The 20,774-nt window shown below is 56.4% G+C and carries 16 protein-coding genes; 7 read left to right on the forward strand and 9 right to left on the reverse strand.

The features are described from left to right. Positions 1-228 precede the first annotated feature (228 nt). From QK300_RS01045 to QK300_RS01060, 4 genes are read left to right on the forward strand one after another with little or no spacing between them, the layout of a single operon-like run. Positions 229-2,148, forward strand: coding sequence for a ribonucleoside-diphosphate reductase subunit alpha (locus QK300_RS01045; protein ID WP_281299831.1), 1,920 nt, complete (start codon positions 229-231; stop codon positions 2,146-2,148). Positions 2,149-2,157: 9 nt separating this feature from the next. Further along, complete coding sequence (locus QK300_RS01050; protein WP_281299830.1) at positions 2,158-3,444, forward strand: serine hydrolase domain-containing protein; 1,287 nt, start codon at positions 2,158-2,160, stop codon at positions 3,442-3,444. Positions 3,445-3,452: 8 nt separating this feature from the next. After that, on the forward strand, positions 3,453-6,323 hold the full coding sequence (locus QK300_RS01055; protein WP_281299829.1) for a phosphoenolpyruvate carboxylase: 2,871 nt from the start codon (positions 3,453-3,455) through the stop codon (positions 6,321-6,323). Between the two features lie 36 nt (positions 6,324-6,359). Next, positions 6,360-7,316: a ribonucleotide-diphosphate reductase subunit beta gene (locus tag QK300_RS01060; RefSeq protein ID WP_042085286.1), complete on the forward strand. Its 957-nt coding sequence runs from the start codon at positions 6,360-6,362 to the stop codon at positions 7,314-7,316. A 24-nt stretch (positions 7,317-7,340) separates the two neighbouring features. On the opposite strand, the gene QK300_RS01065 is transcribed toward QK300_RS01060, so the two are convergent. The 6 genes from QK300_RS01065 to QK300_RS01090 form a co-directional block, all read right to left on the reverse strand. After that, on the reverse strand, positions 7,341-7,886 hold the full coding sequence (locus QK300_RS01065; RefSeq protein ID WP_281299828.1) for a periplasmic heavy metal sensor: 546 nt from the start codon (positions 7,884-7,886) through the stop codon (positions 7,341-7,343). Beyond that, on the reverse strand, positions 7,883-8,410 hold the full coding sequence (locus QK300_RS01070) for a hypothetical protein (RefSeq protein ID WP_281299827.1): 528 nt from the start codon (positions 8,408-8,410) through the stop codon (positions 7,883-7,885). The genes QK300_RS01065 and QK300_RS01070 overlap by 4 nt, the downstream gene beginning before the upstream one ends. Then, positions 8,407-9,024, reverse strand: a complete 618-nt coding sequence (locus QK300_RS01075; protein WP_281299826.1) for an RNA polymerase sigma factor — start codon at positions 9,022-9,024, stop codon at positions 8,407-8,409. The genes QK300_RS01070 and QK300_RS01075 overlap by 4 nt, the downstream gene beginning before the upstream one ends. 163 nt (positions 9,025-9,187) lie before the next feature. Then, on the reverse strand, positions 9,188-10,207 hold the full coding sequence (locus tag QK300_RS01080; RefSeq protein WP_281299825.1) for a 2-oxoacid:ferredoxin oxidoreductase subunit beta: 1,020 nt from the start codon (positions 10,205-10,207) through the stop codon (positions 9,188-9,190). 5 nt (positions 10,208-10,212) lie between these two features. Then, positions 10,213-12,120, reverse strand: a complete 1,908-nt coding sequence (locus tag QK300_RS01085; protein WP_281299824.1) for a 2-oxoacid:acceptor oxidoreductase subunit alpha — start codon at positions 12,118-12,120, stop codon at positions 10,213-10,215. 196 nt (positions 12,121-12,316) lie between these two features. Next, positions 12,317-13,261 (reverse strand): histone deacetylase, encoded by a 945-nt coding sequence (locus tag QK300_RS01090; protein WP_281299823.1) that lies wholly within the window; start codon positions 13,259-13,261, stop codon positions 12,317-12,319. Positions 13,262-13,383: 122 nt separating this feature from the next. On the opposite strand from QK300_RS01090, the gene QK300_RS01095 reads away from it, so the two are divergent. Both QK300_RS01095 and galE read left to right on the forward strand, forming a co-directional pair. Further along, positions 13,384-14,712 carry an MATE family efflux transporter gene (locus tag QK300_RS01095; protein ID WP_281299822.1) on the forward strand — a complete coding sequence of 443 codons (1,329 nt, stop codon included), beginning with the start codon at positions 13,384-13,386 and terminating at the stop codon, positions 14,710-14,712. Positions 14,713-14,806: 94 nt separating this feature from the next. Beyond that, positions 14,807-15,802 carry a UDP-glucose 4-epimerase GalE gene (gene galE, locus QK300_RS01100; RefSeq protein ID WP_281299821.1) on the forward strand — a complete coding sequence of 332 codons (996 nt, stop codon included), beginning with the start codon at positions 14,807-14,809 and terminating at the stop codon, positions 15,800-15,802. A gap of 7 nt (positions 15,803-15,809) precedes the next feature. Here the strand turns inward: galE and QK300_RS01105 are convergent, their stop codons facing one another. Further along, a complete protein-coding gene (locus tag QK300_RS01105; RefSeq protein WP_281299820.1) occupies positions 15,810-18,818 on the reverse strand; it encodes a response regulator in 3,009 nt (1,002 codons plus the stop codon). 150 nt (positions 18,819-18,968) lie between these two features. Here QK300_RS01105 and QK300_RS01110 point away from each other — a divergent pair, with 150 nt between their 5' ends. Beyond that, entirely contained in the window at positions 18,969-19,556 is a 588-nt protein-coding gene (locus tag QK300_RS01110; RefSeq protein ID WP_281299819.1) for an FKBP-type peptidyl-prolyl cis-trans isomerase, read from the forward strand. On the opposite strand, the gene QK300_RS01115 is transcribed toward QK300_RS01110, so the two are convergent. Then, complete coding sequence (locus QK300_RS01115) at positions 19,506-20,096, reverse strand: GNAT family N-acetyltransferase (RefSeq protein WP_281299818.1); 591 nt, start codon at positions 20,094-20,096, stop codon at positions 19,506-19,508. The two genes, QK300_RS01110 and QK300_RS01115, sit on opposite strands and share 51 nt — an antisense overlap. Next, positions 20,093-20,740 carry a CoA transferase subunit B gene (locus QK300_RS01120; protein ID WP_281299817.1) on the reverse strand — a complete coding sequence of 216 codons (648 nt, stop codon included), beginning with the start codon at positions 20,738-20,740 and terminating at the stop codon, positions 20,093-20,095. Before QK300_RS01120 ends, QK300_RS01115 begins: the two co-directional genes overlap by 4 nt. Positions 20,741-20,774: the final 34 nt, after the last annotated feature.

Genomic DNA, 20,774 nt, shown 5'->3' on the forward strand with positions numbered 1-20,774 from the left:
AATATTTTTTCATCAGAATGTTGACCAGATGCCGCCTTTTCCATAGGATCACCCCCCGGACACAGAACTGTGAGATGGCCCTGCCTGCCCTGTCATATCTTTGGCTAAAGGGCCGAACAAAAAGCACTTTATTTTTTTGTTCGACATATGTTCCTGTGCTCATAAAATCAGTATCCTCATGCGGCCATACTGATCGACCCTGAAGTGAAGGCCCTTAAAAGAGCAAGGATGAGCAAGGTGTTTGAGGTCACCCATTTCGAACACCGTGCGGCGGTTTCAGTTGATCGTACGCGCGATGGATTGCTGACCGAATTCGGCAAGGCAACATTGGAAGACCGGTATCTGATGCCCGGCGAATCCTATCAGGATCTGTTTGCCCGCGTGGCGAGCTATTATGGCGATGACAGCGCCCACAGCGCCCGGCTTTATGATTATATTTCGCGCCTGTGGTTTATGCCGGCCACGCCGGTTTTATCGAATGGCGGCACCCATCGGGGACTGCCCATTTCCTGTTTTCTGAACGAGGCCGAGGATAATCTTGGCTCCATCGTTTCTTTATGGCAGGAAAATGTGTGGCTGGCCGCCAAGGGCGGGGGCATTGGCAGCTATTGGGGCAATCTGCGTTCGATTGGCGAAACGGTGGGCGGGGTTGGTAAAACCAGCGGCATCATTCCTTTTGTGCGGGTTATGGATTCGCTCACTTTGGCGATCAGCCAGGGGTCCTTGCGGCGCGGTTCGGCGGCGGTTTATCTGCCGGTCAGCCATCCTGAAATCGAAGAATTCATCGAATTGCGCCGGCCCACCGGCGGCGATCCCAATCGCAAGGCGCTCAATCTGCATCATGGGGTGCAGATCCCCGATGCCTTCATGCGGGCGGTGGAAGCCGATGAACACTGGGCGCTGACCAGCCCCAAAGATGGCCATGTGGTGCGCACGGTTTCGGCGCGATCCCTGTGGATCAGGCTGCTGACAGCGCGGGTGGAAACCGGCGAGCCTTATCTGGTGTTTTCCGATAGCGTCAACCGCGCCATTCCCGAACATCACAAGCTTGCGGGGCTGACCGTCAAAACATCCAATCTGTGCTCGGAAATCACTTTGCCCACCGGGCGCGATCATCTGGGAGCCATGCGCACGGCGGTGTGCTGCTTGTCGTCGCTCAATCTGGAACGTTATCTGGAATGGCGCGATGTGCCTGATTTCATTCCCGATGTGATGCGCTTTCTCGATAATGTATTGCAGGATTATATCGATAAAACCGTTGATGTGGATGGCCATGCCCATGCCCGCTATGCGGCGATGCGCGAACGCTCGGTGGGGCTTGGGGTGATGGGCTTTCATTCTTTTTTGCAAAGCCGGATGGTGCCCTTCGAATCGGCCATGGCCAAGGCCTGGAATTTCAAGATTTTCAATCACATCAAAAAAGATGTGGATGCCGCCTCGAAAGCTTTGGCCAAAGAACGCGGCGCCTGCCCCGATGCCGAAGATTATGGGATGCTTGAACGCTTTTCCAACAAGACCGCGATTGCCCCCACGGCCTCGATTTCCACCTTGTGCGGCGGCACCTCGCCCGGGATCGAGCCGATTGCCGGAAATTCCTATGTTCACAAAACCTTATCGGGGAGTTTTAATGTCAGAAACCGGCATCTGATCGCGCTTTTGGAAGAAAAAGGCCGCAATGATGAGGACATCTGGTCATCCATCACCACCCGCGAAGGATCGGTGCGGCATCTTGATTTTCTGAGCGATGATGAAAAGGCGGTGTTCAAAACCGCTTTCGAACTGGATCAGCGCTGGGTGGTTGATCTGGCGGCGGATCGTGCGCCGCTCGTTGATCAGGCGCAATCGGTGAATGTGTTCATTCCTGCCGATATTCATAAGCGTGATCTGCATCAAATCCATTTCAGCGCCTGGAAAAAGGGCCTGAAAAGCCTGTATTATTGCCGTTCAAAATCCTTGCAACGGGCTGATATTGTCTCTGATCGCATGGCCCCTGCGGCTGCGGCATCCGATGATCGCCCGCCCTCGCCCGATGGCATTGAAATTCCCCTTGTGGCGGCTATCAGCGCGGATCAGAGCAAGACCGATCCGGACATCACCGATTATGATGCCAGCAACACCGATTATGATGAATGTCTTGCCTGCCAATGATCTTTTGAAATGCGCATTTTTTGGGATCATGAAGCTTTCAAAGCCCTGTCACGGGCTTTGATAGTCCTCACGCTGGCCTTCATCGCCTTCATCGCCTTCATGGGCGCGATGGTGGGGCCATCGGCCCGGGCCCAGATGCGTCTGGCGCCCACGCCGAAAATGGCCCCGGATCATTCGATTGCCGCTTTTGCTCGAAAGCTTGATGAAGCCGCCAAGGGCCAGGATTTTGTCGGTCTGGCGGTAGCGGTGGTTGATCAGGGCGAAATTGCGCTTTTGCGCACCTATGGGGTTCGCAATCGGGATAATGGCGCGCCCATCGATGCCCATACCCGCTTTCGTATCGCGTCCTTATCCAAGGGATTCGCCTCGGCCATGGCGGCTCAGCTTGTGGTGGCGGGAAAGCTTCAGCTTGATGCGCCGGTCCGGCCCTTTGCCCCGACCTTTTCCTTGATCCAGCCTCAGGCCGCAACCCGGCTGACCATCGAGCATGTGCTCTCCCATCGGACCGGCCTGCCGCCTTATGCTTATGATAATTTGCTGGAAGCCCATATTCCGGTGCCGGATATTTTTGATCGTCTGGCCAAGGTGCGGCTGATCTGCGCGACGGGCGATTGTTACAGCTATCAAAATATTGCCTATAGCCTGATTGAACCGGTGGTTTTGCGCACCACGGGCCTTGATTTCGAGCGCGCCGTCAGCGAACGGCTGTTTGCGCCTTTGAAGATGGCGGATGCCTCTTATGGTATGGCCGGTTTCATCAAGGATGATAATTGGGCGCGGCCTTATGTTTTCGGGCGCAATGGCTGGAAGCAGGCGCGGCTTGATGATGCCTATTATCAGGTGCCATCGGCGGGCGGGGTGAATGCCAGCATCCACGATATGGCCTTGTGGCTGGCGGCGCAGATGGGGGCAGCCCCCGAAATCCTCAGCCCCGAAGCGCTTTCGCTTTTGCATAGTCCGCGCGTGAAAACCCGGGCTGAATTGCGGCGAATCCGCTGGCTGAAGGATCGGGTGCGGGAAACCTATTATGGCCTGGGCTGGCGGATTTATGATTATGCCGGGCGTGATCTGGTGATGCATAATGGCGGCCTTAATGGCTATCGGGCCCAGATTGCCTTCATGCCCGAAAGCGGATTGGGCGTGGTTGCCTTGTGGAATTCCATGAGCGACCGTGGCTGGTCGATCATGCCAACCCTTTTTGATGCGCATTTGCGCCTTGAAGAGAAAGATTGGCTGCGCCTGACCTGCTCCGATCCGTTCCTGCGCCGCAGTGCGTGCCCTTCAAGCGGAGACTGACGAGACCCATGACCCCATCCCAGCACCCTGAAAAATCCGAGGCCGATCGCGCTTTGATCGATAGCCGTGATCTGGAAGCACGCCTTTTGGCACGGCTGGAAGATCTGCGCTTGCGCCGCAAGGAAGATCCCGGCTTCAATCCGATCTGGCGTCTGGCCTGTGATCTGTCTACACGGATCGAAAGCGGCCGTTTGGATCGCGAGGATCTGAGCCGTTTATGCGGGCATTTGCTGGATCGATCCCTGAAAGATCGGGCGGGCTGGATGCAGGCCATGCTGGAGCCGTTGCAAAGCGAAGACAATGAGCAGCGCCTGCGGGCCATTTTTGAAGACGATGCCCAAAATCTGGATTTCGATGAATTTGCCGAACGCTGGGGGCGCGCCGCTTTTGGCTGTGTTTTTACCGCCCATCCCACCTTTTTGCTGTCGCCATCCCAAAGTGAAAAGCTGATCCATGCCCTCACCGGCGTGCATCGGAAAAGCGCCGATGAGGGGCCGCATAACCCCCCAACTTTGAGCGACGAGCATGAACAGGTGCTGGCCGCCATTGCCAATGCCCGCGCCGCCCACAGCACATTCTGTCGTCTGCTTTATGAGGTGGCGAAAGCCCATTATGGCAATCGCTGGCTGGATTTGCGGCCCCGGCCTTTCGATCTGGCAAGCTGGGTGGGCTATGATATGGATGGCCGCACCGATATCGGCTGGGCCGATTGTGTGCGCCTGCGGCTGATGGAAAAAGAAAGCCAGCTTGGCTGGTATCTGGCGGATATCGATCAGATGCCCCTTGCGGCCTGTGGCGAGGCGATCACCACCGAGATGGATGCCATCAAGGCTGTTTTGGAAACCGCTTTGGGCCATAGTCGCCGGGCCATCGCCCTTTTTTCCGAACCCCTTGATCAGGCTCCGGCCTTCACCGCTGCTGCCAATTGGCTCACTGATCCGGGGCCGGGGCGGCTCATCAGCCTGCGCTCGGTCATTAAACGCCTGCGCGCCCTGGCGGCGGCGCATCCTGATGATGCGATCAGCCTGCCATTGATGATTTTGGCGGCGCGTATGGAATGCTATGGCCTGGGGGCCGGGCGGGTGCATTTTCGGATGAATGCCACCCAATTGCATAATGCGGTGCGGCGGCGGTTGGATCGCGAAAAGCCGGTGGATCTGGCCAGCCGTGGGGCGCTCATCGCCTTGAATGATCTTTATGAAAATGAAGCGCCGCTGGCGGTGAATTTTGCAGCCTTGTCGATGGAATCGACCACCGCCGTGCGCCAATTCCTGACCATTGCGCAGTTCATCAAGCATATCGATGCGGATTCTGATATCCGGCTTTTGATTGCCGAATGCGAACGTCCCTCTACTGTGCTGGCTGCGGTTTATCTGGCACGGTTATTTGGGGTGGATCATCATGTGGATATTTCTCCCTTGTTTGAAACCCCCCCGGCGCTAGAGGGCGGGGAACGCTTTTTGGATGTGCTGTTCAGCCAGCCCGCTTATCGTAAGGCGGTGAAGACGCGGGGGCGGATCAGCATTCAAACCGGATTTTCCGATGCCGGGCGGTTCATCGGTCAAATTCCTGCGTCTTTGTCGATCGAGCGATTGCAGGCGAATATGGCTCGTTTGGTGGAAAGCCACGGCCTGGGCGATCTGGAATGTCTGATTTTCAATACCCATGGCGAATCGATGGGGCGCGGGGCGCATCCCGCTTCCTTCGCGGCCCGGCTCGATCATGTTTTATCCCCTTGGGCACGCAAGCGCTTTGAAGAGCGCGATCTCCGCCTTCGTCATGAAACCAGCTTCCAGGGCGGCGATGGCTATTTATGGTTTAAAAGCACCGATCTGGCGCTGGCGGTTTTCACCCGCATTTTTGAATATCGCAAAGGGCTGGAACGGCGGGTGCCCGAAGCCGATGAAGACAGCTTTTATAAAGCCCCCGATATCACCCTGGATTTCTTTCGCCGGGTGATGCGGTTTCAGGAATCGCTGATGGGCTCGGGTGCGTATCACCGCACTTTGTCGGCTTTCGGGCTGGCGCTATTGAAAACCACCGGATCGCGCAAGGCCCGTCGGCAATTTGAAAGCGGCTCGGGCGAACGCCCCGATCTATCGAAAGTGCGGGCCATTCCCCATAATGCGGTTTTGCAGCAGCTTGGCTATCCGGTGAATGTGCTGGGGGGCATTGGGCAGGCCACCCGCAAGGGCCGCGAGCCTTTTTCCGAATGGCGGCGCGAAAGCCGGCGCTTTTCCGATCTGATGGATATGGTGGTGGCCAGCCGCACCCGCGCCAGCCTGCGCACGATGATGGCCTATGGCACGCTTTTCGATGGGGGCTATTGGGCGGCACGGCCCCATGGGGCGGATCAGGGCCATCTGACCGAAGCCTGCCTTTATATCGCCGACAGGCTGGAACGCGATGATCGCTTCGGGGCGATGCTGGAATTATCCACCCGGTTGCGGATTGATGAATTGCTGCTCCATCGATTGCTGCATGAAACCAGCGAGGATCAGCAGGTTCTGGATGCAGGCGAACGGGATTTTCTTGCCCTTTTGCATGCCGTGCGGATTGCCCTTATCCAGCATCTGTTTTTGCTGGCCGCCAAAATCCCGCAATTTTCGGCGCGCAATGATATCAGCCGGGCCGATATCATGGAGCTGGTTTTTGAATTGCGGATTCCCGAAGCCGTTGCCCTGCTGCGAGAAGCCTATCCCGATACCGCGCCCAGTGCCGATGATTTCAACCTGCATGAAAAATCGGATTATCCCGATGAAACAGCGGCCAATTACAGCGATATCAATCACCGGCTGATCGATCCCATCGAAATTGTTTATGATGGCCTGCTCAGCATTTCGGTGGCGGTGGCCAATGCGTTCCATGCCCATGGATAGGGTGTGTGTTTTTGCTTAAAAGGAAGAAAAGCGCCTATGTCTTTGATCGAAGATCGCCTTGCCTATAAACCCTTTCGCTATCCTTGGGCCTATCAGGCATGGCTCACCCAGCAGCGCATCCACTGGCTGCCCGAAGAGGTGCCTTTGGCGGAAGATGTGAAGGATTGGCGTCAGAAGCTGAGTGATGGCGAGCGCAATCTTTTGACCCAGATTTTCCGGTTTTTCACCCAATCGGATATCGAGGTGAATAATTGCTATATGAAACACTATGCCCAAGTGTTCAAACCCACCGAAATCCAGATGATGCTGGCGGCTTTTTCCAATATGGAAACGGTGCATATTGCCGCTTACAGCCATCTGCTCGATACCATCGGGATGCCGGAAGCCGAATATTCGGCCTTCATCCACTATAAGGAAATGAAGGACAAATATGATTATATGCAGCGCTTCAATACCGATAGCCCCCGCGATATAGCCATTACTTTGGCCGTTTTCGGGGCCTTTACCGAAGGTCTGCAGCTTTTTGCCAGCTTTGCCATGCTGCTCAATTTCCCGCGCTTTAATAAAATGAAGGGCATGGGCCAGATCGTGAGCTGGTCGGTCCGCGATGAAAGCCTGCATTGCGACAGCATCATCAAGCTGTTTCGTACATGGGTTTCGGAAAATCCGGATTTATGGACTGCCGATCTGCGCGATGAACTGGCCGATATCTGCCGCACCATCGTCAGCCATGAAGAGGCATTTGTGGATCTCGCCTTTGAGCTTGGCCCGGTTGAGGGGCTGACGGCGGATGATGTGAAGCGCTATATCCGCTATATCGCGGATCGGCGGCTGGCGCAGCTTGGCCTTGCCCCTTTATTTGCCACGGAAAAGAACCCGCTTTTGTGGCTCGATATCATGCTGAATGCGGTGGAACATACGAATTTCTTTGAAAATCGCTCAACCGAATATTCCAAGGCGGCGACCCAAGGATCATGGGAGGAGGCATTTTAAGCGCTCTGTGAGCCGCAAGGGCGATCAGCGCGGATCGTCCCTTTTTTCATCATCCTTCTTTTCATCCGATGCTTTTCTGGACGCATGGGATTGTGCCGCAGAAAGCGCCCGGGCCATCTCGGCGCGCTGATCGGCCGTCATCTTTTCAGCCGAATCAACGATGATCGATTGCAATGGTCTTTGCAGGGCGGCCAGATCCTGATTGAGGCGGGCAAAAGCCGCCGATAGCGCCGGGCTATCCAATTGCGGTGCGGTTAAAAGATCACGGATATAGCGGCGGGTTGCATGAATATCATCGATTTGCGCGCGCAGATCGGTGCGGGCCGCATTGAGGCTTTGGCGCAGGGCCTTGCGCGCCTCATCGGGCAGGGCGGAATCAAGCGCCCGCAATTCCATCCTGAGGGTATAGCGATCCCCTTTGCTGCTACGATCCTGATGATGATCTTTGCCAAAGATCATTTGCCCCAGCATGATGCTGCCCAGAAAAATATTCAAAATCACCGAAATTGCCAAGGCCAGCTTAAAGCCCGCAGATCCGGTGAAAGCAAAGGGCGCCTTTGGGGTATTCATTCGCCCGGCTCCTCATAATAGGCGAGATCATTGCCCATCAGATAGGGGCTGAGATCAACATGATCGCTGGGGGTGTTATGAAGGCCCATCGCCCCAAGATATAAGCCGCTGATGATCGCCGCCACTGTGAGGGCGGTTTGCCCGGCGATTTTCATTGGTGAAAGCCATTGCCATCCCGAGCGCCAGAAAGCCGGGAGTGCTGCCCCGATGCTATCGGCTGCGGGCTTTGCAGGGCCTGGGCGATCTTTTGAATATGCACTCTGGCCATGATGAAAGGGGATGCTGTAAAGGCGCTGAAGAAAAGCATCATCAGCCGGGCCGGGCGATGCGCTGCTATCCATAAGATGATCAAGGCTTTGGGCGGCTTTGAGGCTTTCGCTGATGGCCGGGTCAAAGGCGCTTTCTTTTTCGCTGATCCGGGCAAGCAAAGATCGCCCATCGGCGCGCAGGTCTATGGGCCAGCGCCCGATATCGGCGCCATAGCAGGCCAGTGCGTGCAAAAATTGATGCCGTTTCATGGTCATGCAGATTGATCCTCGGCCAAAATCTGGCGGAGCGCCACGCGCCCGCGCACCAGAAGGGATTCCAGCGCCTTGATGCTCGTTCCCATGATACGGGCGGCCTCATGATTGCTCAATTCGTCAAAATAGCACAATGTGATCGCGATCCTCTGGCGTTGTGAAAGCCCCATCAAAGCCTGCCTTAGGGCTTCATTCTGCTCCGCCTGTTCTATCTTCTTGTCGGCCCGGAGCGCCCCATCTTCTGCATCCCATCCCTGTGCCAGCGGCACCGTTTTTTTCTTACGCAAATGATCGGTGCAGGCATTGGTCACGATCTTGTAAAACCAGGTGGAAAATCGCGCCGTTTGCGGATTGAACTGTGCCGCATGAACCCAAAGCCGGGTGAAGGCGTGCTGAACCTGATCTTCTGCTTCCTGTCGATTGCCCAAGATGCGTTCGGCCATCGCTAAAAAGCGGTTTGCGTGCCGTTTGACCAGAATGGCATAAGCCACCCGGTCTCCTTTCGCCACACGTTCCATCAGACCTTCGTCAGACGCCTCCACACCATTTGCCGCATCCTCGCTGGGCATATCGCCAGTCACATCATCTGTCGCATTGATCGAGCCATTTTTTGCCAATTCAGACTCTTTTCACAGTGATACGCCGCACCAAGGCAAAACCCTGCGCCAGAAAAGATCATTATATAAGTTTTGCTTTTATTGCACGCCTCTATGAAAAACCCCCTGCCGGGTGCGAGCCAGGCAAGGGGCATATAGCTAAAGGGTCTGGCCCGGGCGGTGTTTATTCCACGGTCCAGCTATAGCCACGGCGCAGATAGGCATTCATATCGGCGGCCCCGCGTTCGGCCTTCACGGCGTTCATCTGGCTGGTCATATCCCGATCAAAGCTGGAAGCCGGGCTGCAGAAAATAACCCCGATCACCATCGGAAAATCGGGCGGATGGAGGCCCGCCAGCATCGTTGCAAGGGTGGGATTGGTTTCATCATGGATCAGGATATCGCTTTCCGTGATGCCATTCTCGCCAATATTTGCCACGATCAGACGGAAATTTTTAGCATCAAACATCAGGCCCTTATTGCGATCCTTGCCAAAAATCATCGGCTGGCCATGCACCACATCAAGGGTTTGATCGGCAAACACCGCTTTTTCGGTGAATTCATTGAACACGCCATCATTATAAACGATGCAATTCTGGAAAATCTCCACAAAGCTCGCCCCTTTATGGCCATGGGCGCGCTTGAAGATATCGGGCATATGCTTTTGCGCCGTATCGATGGTGCGGGCCACAAAACGCGCCCCCGATCCCAAGGCAAAGCCCGCCGGCGATATCGGCCGATCCAGCGAGCCATAAGGCGTGGAGGGCGAGCGCGTTCCCTCGCGCGAGGTGGGGGAATACTGCCCTTTGGTGAGGCCATAAATCTCATTGTTGAACAATAAGATATTGAGATCCACATTCCGCCGCAACACATGCATCAGATGATTGCCGCCAATCGACAGACCATCGCCATCGCCGGTGATCATCCACACATCCAGATCGGGATTGGCCAGCTTCACCCCCGTGGCCACCGCCGGAGCGCGGCCATGAATGGTGTGGAAGCCATAGGTGGCCATATAATAGGGAAAGCGCGAAGAACAGCCGATGCCCGATACGAAAACCGTATTGGCGGGGGTTGCCCCCAATTCGGGCAAGGTGCGCTGCATGCATTTCAAAATCGCATAATCGCCGCAGCCGGGGCACCAGCGCACTTCCTGATCCGTGGCGAAATCCTTGGCGGTCAGATCAACTAAAGGCTTGTTCATGATGCTTACTCCGCCGCTCTATGAGAGGAAATGGCCCCTTGTGCCGAGGCGGGATCAAGCTCTTCCTCGATGGCGGCCAGCAATTCGCGAATTTTGAAGGGCTGGCCCGATACCTTGGTGAAGGCGCGGGCATCAAGCAGGAAGCGATCGCGCAAAACGGTGATCAATTGCCCCATATTCATTTCCGCCACGATCACCCGATCATAGCTGGCCAAAAGATCCCCCAGATTTTTCGGGAAGGGATGAATATGGCGAATATGGATATGGCTGGCATCCAGCCCTTCGGCCCGGGCGCGGCGCACCGCCTGATCGATGGGGCCAAAGGTCGATCCCCAGCCAACCACCGCCAAACGCCCGCCTTCTTTGCCAAAGGCCACAGATTGCAGGGGAATATCATCGGCAATGCGATTGATCTTGTCCGCCCGCAAGTTGCTCATTTTCTGATGATTGGCGGCATCATAGGAAATATGCCCGGTTTCGGTGGATTTTTCGATCCCGCCGATGCGATGTTCCAGCCCCGGCGTGCCCGGCACCGCCCAGGGGCGGGCAAGGGTTTTGGGATCGCGGGCATAGGGATTAAACGCCACGCCTTCATCGGGGAATTGCTTTTGCGCCACTTCGATCCCGGGCAGGCTGTTGAAATCGGGCAGCTTCCAGGGTTCGGCGGCATTGGCGATATAGCCATCGGTGAGCAGCATTACCGGGGTCATATATTTCAGCGCAAGGCGCGTGGCTTCGATGGCCACATCAAAACAATCGCCCGGCGTGGCGGTGGCGATCACCGGCAGGGGCGCATCGCCATTGCGGCCATAAACCGCCTGATAAAGATCGGATTGTTCGGTTTTAGTGGGCAGGCCGGTGGACGGGCCGCCGCGCTGGGAATTGACCACCAAAAGCGGCAATTCGGTGGAAATGGCAAGGCCCAAAGCCTCACCTTTCAAGGCGATGCCCGGACCCGAGCTTGATGTAACCCCGATCGATCCCGCAAAAGAAGCCCCGATGGCCGAGCAGATGGCGGCGATTTCATCTTCGGCCTGGAAGGTCATCACGTTGAATTCTTTCATCCGTGATAATTCATGCAGCAAGGGCGATGCCGGGGTGATGGGATAAGAACCGAACATGATCGGTAATTTGGCAAGCTGGCCCGCGGCGGCAATGCCCCATGCCAAAGCCTGACTGCCGGTGACAGTACGATATTCGCCCGGCTCGGCCTGGGCCCGATCCACGCGATAGCGCTTGATGGATGCGCCCAATTCGGCGGTATCGCCAAAGGCATGTCCGGCATTGAGGGCGGCGATATTGGCATCGCGCAAAATGGGTTTTGCGGCGAATTTGCTGTTGAGCCAGGTGATCACCGCCTGCCTTGGGCGGGAAAACATCCACATCATCAGCCCCAGCGTCCACATATTCTTGCAGCGCAGGGCGTCTTTGTTTGAAAGGCCGAATTCCTTGACCGATTCAAGGGTCAGCTTCGAGATATCGAATTGCAAAACCCGAAAGCGATCGAGCAAAGGCGTATCGAGGGGATTGCTTTCAAAGCCCGCCTTTTGCAGATTTCGGGCCGAAAAAGATCCGGTATCGATGACCACCATGCCGCCTTCGCGCAGGGTTTCAAGATTGACCTTGAGCGCCGCCGGGTTCATCGCCACCAGAACATCGGGATCGTCGCCCGCGGTCAGCACCGTGGACGATCCGAAATTGATCTGAAAGGCCGAGACCCCGAATGTGGTGCCGGCGGGGGCGCGGATTTCTGCGGGAAAATCGGGGAAGGTCGCCAGATCATTTCCGGCAAGCGCCGTGGATGATGTGAATTGGCTGCCGGTGAGCTGCATACCGTCGCCGGAATCACCGGCAAATCGCACGACAACGCTATCGAGCGCTTCCAAGCGGTCGGCTGTTTCGAATGGTTCCATGCCTGTTCGTTGTCCTTCATATCCGGCACAAAATCTGTTTATCCGTGCCGTTTAACGCAATCCTGATAAGGCCCTCAAGGCCGATCTGGAAGACGTGGACCTGTCACATCCGCCCTTCCGCACCAATTTGAGCATCAAAGCTCAGTCTGTGGGCTGCATTTAAGACAGCTTTGCCCCAAGTGCAAGCAAAGGCCTTTTATGCAGCAGGAAAGCCCATCTTTCTGGCAGCGGCCTCGATCACCATAAAATGGAGCCCGGCCAGCGCTTCCAGATCATTGGAATAGCCCCCGCCCACGACGGTGACAAGGGGGATCTCTGCCCCCCGACAATGGTCGATCACCGCACAATCCCTGGCTTTTATGCCATCATGGCTGAGATGAAAGCGGCCCAAACGGTCATCGATATGGGGATCGACACCCGCATTATAGAATATCAGCTCAGGATGATGCGCGGCGATCAGTCGCGGGATATGGCTGTTCACAAGATCGAGATAGTCCTCATCCCCGATGCCATCGGCCAAGGCGAGATCATAATCGCTGCGGGCTTTGCGCACGGGAAAATTTTTATCTCCGTGAATCGAGAAGGTGGTTATCTCGGGCACATCCCGGAAAATGGCCGCCGTGCCATCCCCTTGATGCACATCGAGATCGATGATCAAAATCCGCCGCACCCGGCCTTCTGCGCGCATCACCGCCGCCGCCACCGCCACATCATTGAACACGCAATAGCCGGAACCGAAATCATGATGGGCATGGTGGCTGCCACCTGCGGTTTGACAGGCGATGCCGTGCGCCAGCGCCAAACGCGCGGCCAAAATCGTGCCCCCCGATGCGAGGCGCGCCCGATCCACCACCGCTTTGTTGACCGGCAGGCCGATGCGTTTTTCTTCAGCAGGGCTAAGGCTGCATGACAGCACCCGCCGCACATAATCGGGGTGATGGGCTTGGCAAAGCTGGGCTTCATCGGCCATGAGGGGCTGATGACCATCTAAAGGCTGGCCGAAGCCCGAGGCCAGAATGCGGGCATATAAAAGGCCATATTTGTTCATCGGAAAGCGATGGCCTGCGGGCAAAGGAACGCTATAACCGGGATGATGCACGATAGGCAGGCGATGCGCTGAAAGCGGTTGATCAGGGGGCATCACCATTGAAATTAAAACCAATTGGGATAAGGAAAGAGATCAATTTTACAAAGCCTCAGGATTGCAGGCAATGGGGTTTGGGGAGATCGGCTTATGGCCTGTTTTGCAGATTATAGAAAAACATGATGGCGCCTGTGGCCGATCCCCATCGGCGGATCTGGCGGATTGCCGGTCCGGCGATTCTGGCCAGCATATCCGGTCCTTTGGTGGGGATTGTCGATAGCTGGGCGCTGGGGCATTTGCCCGATCCGGTTTTTCTGGCGGCGATTGCTTTGGGGGCCTTTGTTTTTCATTTCATCTATTGGAGCTTTGGCTTCCTGCGGATGGGAACCAGCGGGCTGGTGGCGCAGGCTTTTGGGCGGGATGATCCCCATCAGATTGCCGAGATCATGCTGCGGTCCCTGTTTCTGGGCGGGCTGTTCGGTGTTCTGGCGATCCTCTTGCAAAAGCCCCTTCTGGATGGATTATTCGCGCTTTTGCAATCGGATCGGGCGGAAGCCGATCTGGCCATGCGCTATTGCCTCATTCGCATCTGGGGGGCTCCGTTCATTTTGGTTCGGCTGACGGTGATCGGCTTTTTGATCGGCCGGCAGCGCACGCGCCTCGCTTTGCTGATCGAATTATGGCTCAATCTGTCGAATGCGGTGCTTACCATCGCATTGGTTCAGGGCTTTGGCATGGCGATTGCGGGGGCGGCTTATGCCAGCCTTGCCGCCGAATTATCCGCTGCCCTTGTGGCTTTGGTGATCGCCGCCCGGATGCTGCCGGTGGCGGCAATGCACGAAGCGATCAAAAGGGCGGATTTCTGGCAAATACGGGCGTTTCTGCGCCTGTTATCGGTGAATGGCGCGCTTTTTGTGCGGACTTTGTTTCTGCTTTCGGCTTTTGCCCTTTTATGGCGCAGCAGTGCCAATCTGGGCACGCTTTATCTGGGGGTCAATCAGATCCTCATCCAGTTTTTGATGCTCACCTCATTCGGGTTGGATGGCATGGCTTATGCCGCTGAAGCTTTGGTGGGCGAGGCGGTGGGGCGGCGCAATGGCGTGGTGTTTCGCCAGATGGTGCGGATTACCATGATCTGGGCGCTGGCCATGGCCTTGGTCTATAGCCTGATTTTCTGGCTTTTGGGGGGAGCGATCATCCATTTCTTTACCGATCTCGATGCCCTGCGCACTTTGGCTTATCCCTATTTGCCATGGGTGATTGTGATGCCGGTGATCGCCCTTTGGTCTTATCAGTTTGATGGGATTTTTATCGGCGCCACCCGCAGCTTTGCGATGATGTGGACGATGATCGGCGCGTTCGCCCTTTATGGGCTGGCCTTGCTGATCCTGCTGCCGCTTTATGGCAATCATGGTTTATGGGCATCCTTGATGATCTTTCTTGCTGCCCGGGGGCTATTGCTGGCAGCTTGCTATCCTGGAATGAAACAGCGGGTGATGGCCACGTGATGAAGGGGATGCACCGGGTCGGGCATCCTGAAGCATTGCTTTGCCGCCGCTCTCTGGTCATGATGATTTTACAGATATGGCATGGGGGATGATTATGAGCAGACCGGTTCTGGTCACTGGCGGTGCGGGCTATATCGGCAGCCATGCGGTTCTGGCTTTGCGCGATGCCGGGCATCGGGTGGTGGTGATCGATAATCTTTCCAATGGCGTGGCCCGGGCGCTGCCCCCTGATGTTCCTTTGGAGGTGGCCAATATTGCCGATGCCGATGCGGTGAAGGCCGTGATCCGCCGCCATGATATTCGCGATGTGCTGCATTTTGCGGGCAGTGTGCGGGTTGAGGAATCGGTGGCCGATCCGCTTAAATATTATGATAATAATACCGCTGCCAGCCGCAGCTTCATTGCTGCTGCCATCGAGATGGGGGTTGAGCGGCTGGTTTTTTCATCCACCGCCGCCACCTATGGCATCCCCGATCGTGTGGCGGTAACGGAAGACACCCCCACCCGGCCGATCAATCCTTATGGCTGGTCAAAGCTGATGACCGAACAGATGCTGCGCGATGTGGTGGCCGTCACACCGGGCTTTAGGGTGGCCATTTTGCGCTATTTCAATGTGGCGGGGGCCGATCCTTTGGGGCGCACCGGGCAACGCACCCAGAATGCCACGCATCTGATCAAGGTGGCCAGCGAAGTGGCCACCGGCAAGCGCCCATCAATGCAGATTTTCGGCACGGATTATGAAACCGCCGATGGCACCTGCGTTCGTGATTATATTCATGTCTCGGATCTGGCTGAGGCGCATGTTCGGGTTTTATCGTGGCTTTTGGAGCATGGGCCCATCGGGCTGTTTAATTGCGGCTATGGCAAGGGCTATTCGGTGCGCGAGGTGCTGGCCGCTATGGGTCGGGTGGCGGGGCAAGCCGTTGCGGCTGAAGATGCGCCGCCGCGTCCGGGCGATCCGCCGGCGCTGATTTCCGATGCCACCGCTTTGCGCCAGCAGCTTGGCTGGGTGCCCCGATATGATGATCTGGATCAGATCATCAAAACCGCTTTTGATTGGGAACGCCATCTGGCACAGGAAAAGCCCTGAAGTCTTTTTAATTATGGGGCCTTTGCGCATAAGCGTGCAAAAGCCTTACACCCTGATCAAGGGCGGTATCCAGCGCTTGGATCGCCTCATCAAGGGCTGCGCGATCTTGATGTGCGGCCTGTGCTTCGAGCCGGGCGGCCGCCGCCGAAAGGGCAAGCGCGCCAAAATTTGCGGCGGCGCTTTTCAGCGCATGGGCCTGCAATGAAATGCGTGCCGGATCATCGGATTTCCGGGCCTGTTTGATGGTGCTTCGGCGATTTGCAGCCTCATCGATGAAGGTGGCGATCAACGGCTCCACCCGCGCCGGGCCGATGTCTGCGGCCAGGATTTCCAGAGTTTCAAGATTGAGCGCGGTGATGTTCGATAGGTCTTCTGTGGCGAAGTCTGCATCATCGATGGGCTGCTCGGATAGGAAGTGCTGATGATCCCCCAACAGCCTGTGCACCATCTGAAGAAAAATCTCGCGGCGAAAGGGTTTGGATAAAAATCCATCAAAGCCCAGCGTTTCAAAATGCGCGCGGGCCTCCACGCTCGCCTGTGCGGTCAGGGCGATGATCGGTTTTTTGGGGCCATCCATCTGCCGGATGCGCTGCATGGTTTCGATGCCATCCATCTGCGGCATGGAAATATCCATGATGATCAGATCGATGGCTGTGGTTTTGATGATCTCGATGGCATCGGGGCCGCTTTCGGCCTCCATGACAACGGCACCCGCACGCCTTAAGGTTTCGGATGCCACCAGCCGATTGGCCTCGCTATCATCCACCACTAAAAGCCGGGCCCCCGCCAGCAGATCGGGCCCGGCAATGTCCGGCGTTCTGACAGAAGGTTCAGGGGTGGCTTTGGGGCTGGTTTCATCGGATTGCGGTGCGGGATCGGGTGCCAGAAAGGGCAGATCGCACCAGAAATAGCTGCCCTTTCCGGGCGTGCTTTCATAATCCACAAGGCCCCCCATCAAGGCCGCCAGATCGCGCACGATGGCCAATCCCAGCCCCGAGCCGCCATGAAGCCGCGCATTGGCCGGGTCCATCTGGCTGAAGCGGGAAAAGATATGCGCCCGAAAGGCATCGGGGATACCGATCCCGCTATCCTTTACCCCAAAGCGAATCACATGAAAATCCGCACTGCCCGCCCGTTTTTCCAGATGCATGTCGATGTGGCCATGGGTGGTGAATTTCAAAGCATTGCTCAAAAGGTTCATCAAAATCTGGCGCAGGCGGGCGCTATCGCCGCGCAGCACTGTTGGCACCCGCTCATCGATAGAAAGCGTGATGGGTACGCCCTGTGTTTCGCATTGCAAGGCATAAGCATCGCAACAGGATCGGGCGATGGCGATGGGGCAGAAATCGGCTGGCTTCAGATCGAGCTGCCCTTGTTCAAGGCGGGAATAATCGAGCAGATCATCAAGCAGGCCACGCAGGGATTCGCTGGCATCCCGGGCGATGCTGGCGAGCCTCGTCTGGGCGGGCGTCAGCGTTTCGCGATCTTTGATCAGGCGGGTATCGAGCAAAAGATCGAGCGCCCCTAAAACCCCATTCATCGGCGTGCGGATTTCATGGCTGATGGCGGCAAGAAAATCCGATTTTGCCCGATTGGCGGCTTCGGCTTCATCGCGGGCGGTGCGCAGGCGATCTTCGCTTTCCAGGCGATCGGAAATATCGCGGATAAAGCCGGTGAGAAGGGCGCCCCGGGCGGTTTTGACCGAAACAAGGCTCAATTCAGCGGGGAAGGGGGAGCCATCGCGGCGTTGGGCCGTCAATTCTATGCGCTGGCCGATATAGCGGCTGGGGGTGTGGTCGGTGATGCTGGCCAATTCCTGCGCGAAAGCGGCCCGGGCTTTTGGGGGCACCAGCTTTTCAAAAACCGGGCGACCAATGATCTCAAGAGGTTCCCAGCCAAAAATGGTTGATGCAGCATGATTATAATCGATCACCCGTCCGCCTTCATCGATGGTGATAATGCCATCAAGGGCGGCGTGCATGATCCCCGATCTGGCGGCTTCCTGATCGCGCAATTGGGCCTCGCGCATTTTCAGATCGGTGATATCGGTATGGGTTACCACCAGATGGCCGGTGTGGGTGCGCACTTCCAAAACCAGCAGCCACATGCCCGCCAAGGCGATTTCAAAAGGCTTGCCCAGTTGTTCATGGCGTTTCATGCGTTCGGCATACCAGCTGTTTTCATTGCCATAGGGGTCATGGGTGGCATGGCGGCGTGCGGCGCGTTTGATGATGCTGTGAAAGCTGAGGCCGGTTTCAAGCGGCCCGATTACGGGTTCCGCCCGGCTGGCAAAGCTTTGGTTCCAGATTATCAACCGATCATCGGGATCAAACATGATGAAATCATCATAGCCGGCATTGAGCGCCGCCTTCAGAATATCGCTGTTTTTTTGCAGGCGTTCCAAAAGATCGGTCTGATTGGCCTTGGCATGGAGCATCTGATCAATGGTCCGGGAAAAGGCTGCGCCTAAAAAGGCAATCACCGCCCAGAAGATGCCCAGCATCAGCCCCATGGTGCCCAACATGGGTTGGCCGGATAACAGATAAAGCCCGATGAGGGGGGTCATGGCGGGCAGGAAAACGGCATAAAAGGATGGGATATAATAGCCTGAAATAACGAGCGATCCCATGGATATGCCGCCAATGGCAAAGCTGATCAGCACAAGCTGTTCAAGGCTTGCCACATCGAAAAACAAGATCGGCAAAGCCCCCCATGAAAGCCCCACCAAAAGCCCGGTGGCGATATGGAGCCGCCGCCCGATTTTAATGCCGGGCCTCGCCTTGATATACCAAAAACAGGCAGCAGCGCGCATCATGGCACAGCTGATGAGGGTGATGGTCCAGATGATGAGGGGCAAATGCGCCGAAGATGGCAGCCCCCAGCGATAAAAACAGATCGCAATGATCAGGGCCAAAGACGCATGAATGAAGCTGCCATAGCGCAGCTTTTCTGCGGCAAGGTTTAATTTCTGCTCTAAAATGGGGCACGGCCCCATGGGTGATAAAGGATCGATCATAGCCCCGCGCCCATCCAGATGGCAGCAACACGCCTGTACAATAAGATGAAGCCGGGTTTCATACAATGCTTTAGGGTCTTGCCCGATTATCGTCTTAATGCCATGACATGGGCTGATAGAGCTGGTTTTTTGTGAATGAGGATGAGTGATATGACAGGATTGTCCCGCCGCCATATGTTGCCGGGATTGGCGCTTCTGGCGGTTTTTTCTCTGGCTGCCTGCGGGCAAGGTGATGAAGAAAGTACCCAAAACGTGAATGAACAGACAACGGATGCCGCCGAAACCGATATGACTGGCGATCAGGCGGCCCCCTCCCTTGAAACCCTGCAAAAAACCATGGCTGAATGGCGTCAAAGCCAGATCGCCTTTCTGGAAGATTATGCGAAGGGCGAAGCGGTCAGCCAAAGCCCCAGCGGCGTGCTTTATAAAGTTTTAGAGGATGGTGATGGCCCAAGCCCCGTATCGGGCGATATCGTCACGGTTCATTATGAAGGCAAGCTGATTGATGGTTCGGTGTTTGATAGCTCTTATCAGCGCGGCGCCCCCGCCACCTTCCCAAGCGACCGGTTGATCCGGGGTTGGGTGGAAATTCTGCCGATGATGGATGTGGGCGATAAATGGGAAATCGCCATTCCATCGGATCTGGCCTATGGCGCCAGCGGTGCGGGGGAACGGATTCCACCCAATTCAACGCTGGTGTTCATCCTTGAGTTGCTGGATGTCGAGAGCCGGAGTTAAGGCGGCGCGGCGTAAAACCGCAACCTGATTGCCGCGATAAGGCAGGCGTGCGCATTCTTGAAAACCGCAATGCCCGGCCAGCCGAAAGGACCGGGCATTGTCGATATGGATCAGGCAGCCGACATCCGTGCCGGGCAGATGCCGATCGATCCATGACAGCGCCGCCTGCACGGCTTCGCGGGCAAAGCCCTGGCCCTGCGCCTCGGTGCTAAAGGACCAGCCGATTTCAGGCAGACCGTCAAGGCAATCGCCAAGACCGCGCTTGAAATCGGCGAAGCCAACCTCACCGATCATTGTTCCGCCCGTGCGCTGGAAAACCGCCCAATAGCCATAGCCGAGCATATCCCAAAGCCCGCGATAGCACAGAATACGCCGCCACACATCTTCGCGCACAATCGGCTGGCCCGAGGTAAAGCGCACCACCGCCGGATCGCCCCACATCAGGGCGCTGGCATCAAGATCGCTCTTTTGCGGCGCGCGCAGCACGAGTCGCGCGGTTTCCAACTGAGGAATGGCGGATCGTGCCGCGCCGTCATTCATGATGCGAGCGATTGGGCAATCGTGAAGGGGGCCTCGGTTTGGGCGCGCACCTCATCGATGGTGACATCCGGGGCGAGTTCAGCCAGCACCAGCCCGTTTTCGGTAATATCGAAAACCCCAAGGCCGGTGATGATGCGATCAACACAGGCCACCCCGGTGAGGGGCAGATCGCATTGATCGAGGATTTTGGGGGTGCCATCCTTGGCGGTGTGATCCATGATCACCACCACTCGTTTCACCCCGGCCACCAGATCCATGGCCCCGCCCATGCCCTTGACCATTTTTCCGGGAATCATCCAATTGGCCAGATCGCCGGTTTTTGAAACCTGCATGGCCCCCAGAATGGAAAGATCGATATGCCCGCCCCGGATCATGGCAAAGCTGGTGGCGCTATCGAAATAGCTGGTGCGATCAAGCTCGGTGATGGTTTGCTTGCCGGCATTGATCAGATCGGCATCTTCTTCGCCCTCAAAAGGAAAAGGCCCCATGCCCAGCATGCCATTTTCCGATTGCAGGGTCACATCATAGCCTTCGGGAATATAATTGGCGACCAAAGTGGGGATTCCGATGCCCAGATTGACATAAAATCCATCTTCCAGTTCTTGGGCGGCCCGTTCGGCCATTTGTTCGCGGGTCCAGGGCATATCAGCTCTCCAGTGTCATAAAAATTCCGGTGAT

This window comes from Iodidimonas sp. MBR-22 (assembly GCF_029946565.1).
Lineage (GTDB): Bacteria > Pseudomonadota > Alphaproteobacteria > Sphingomonadales > Rhodothalassiaceae > Iodidimonas > Iodidimonas nitroreducens.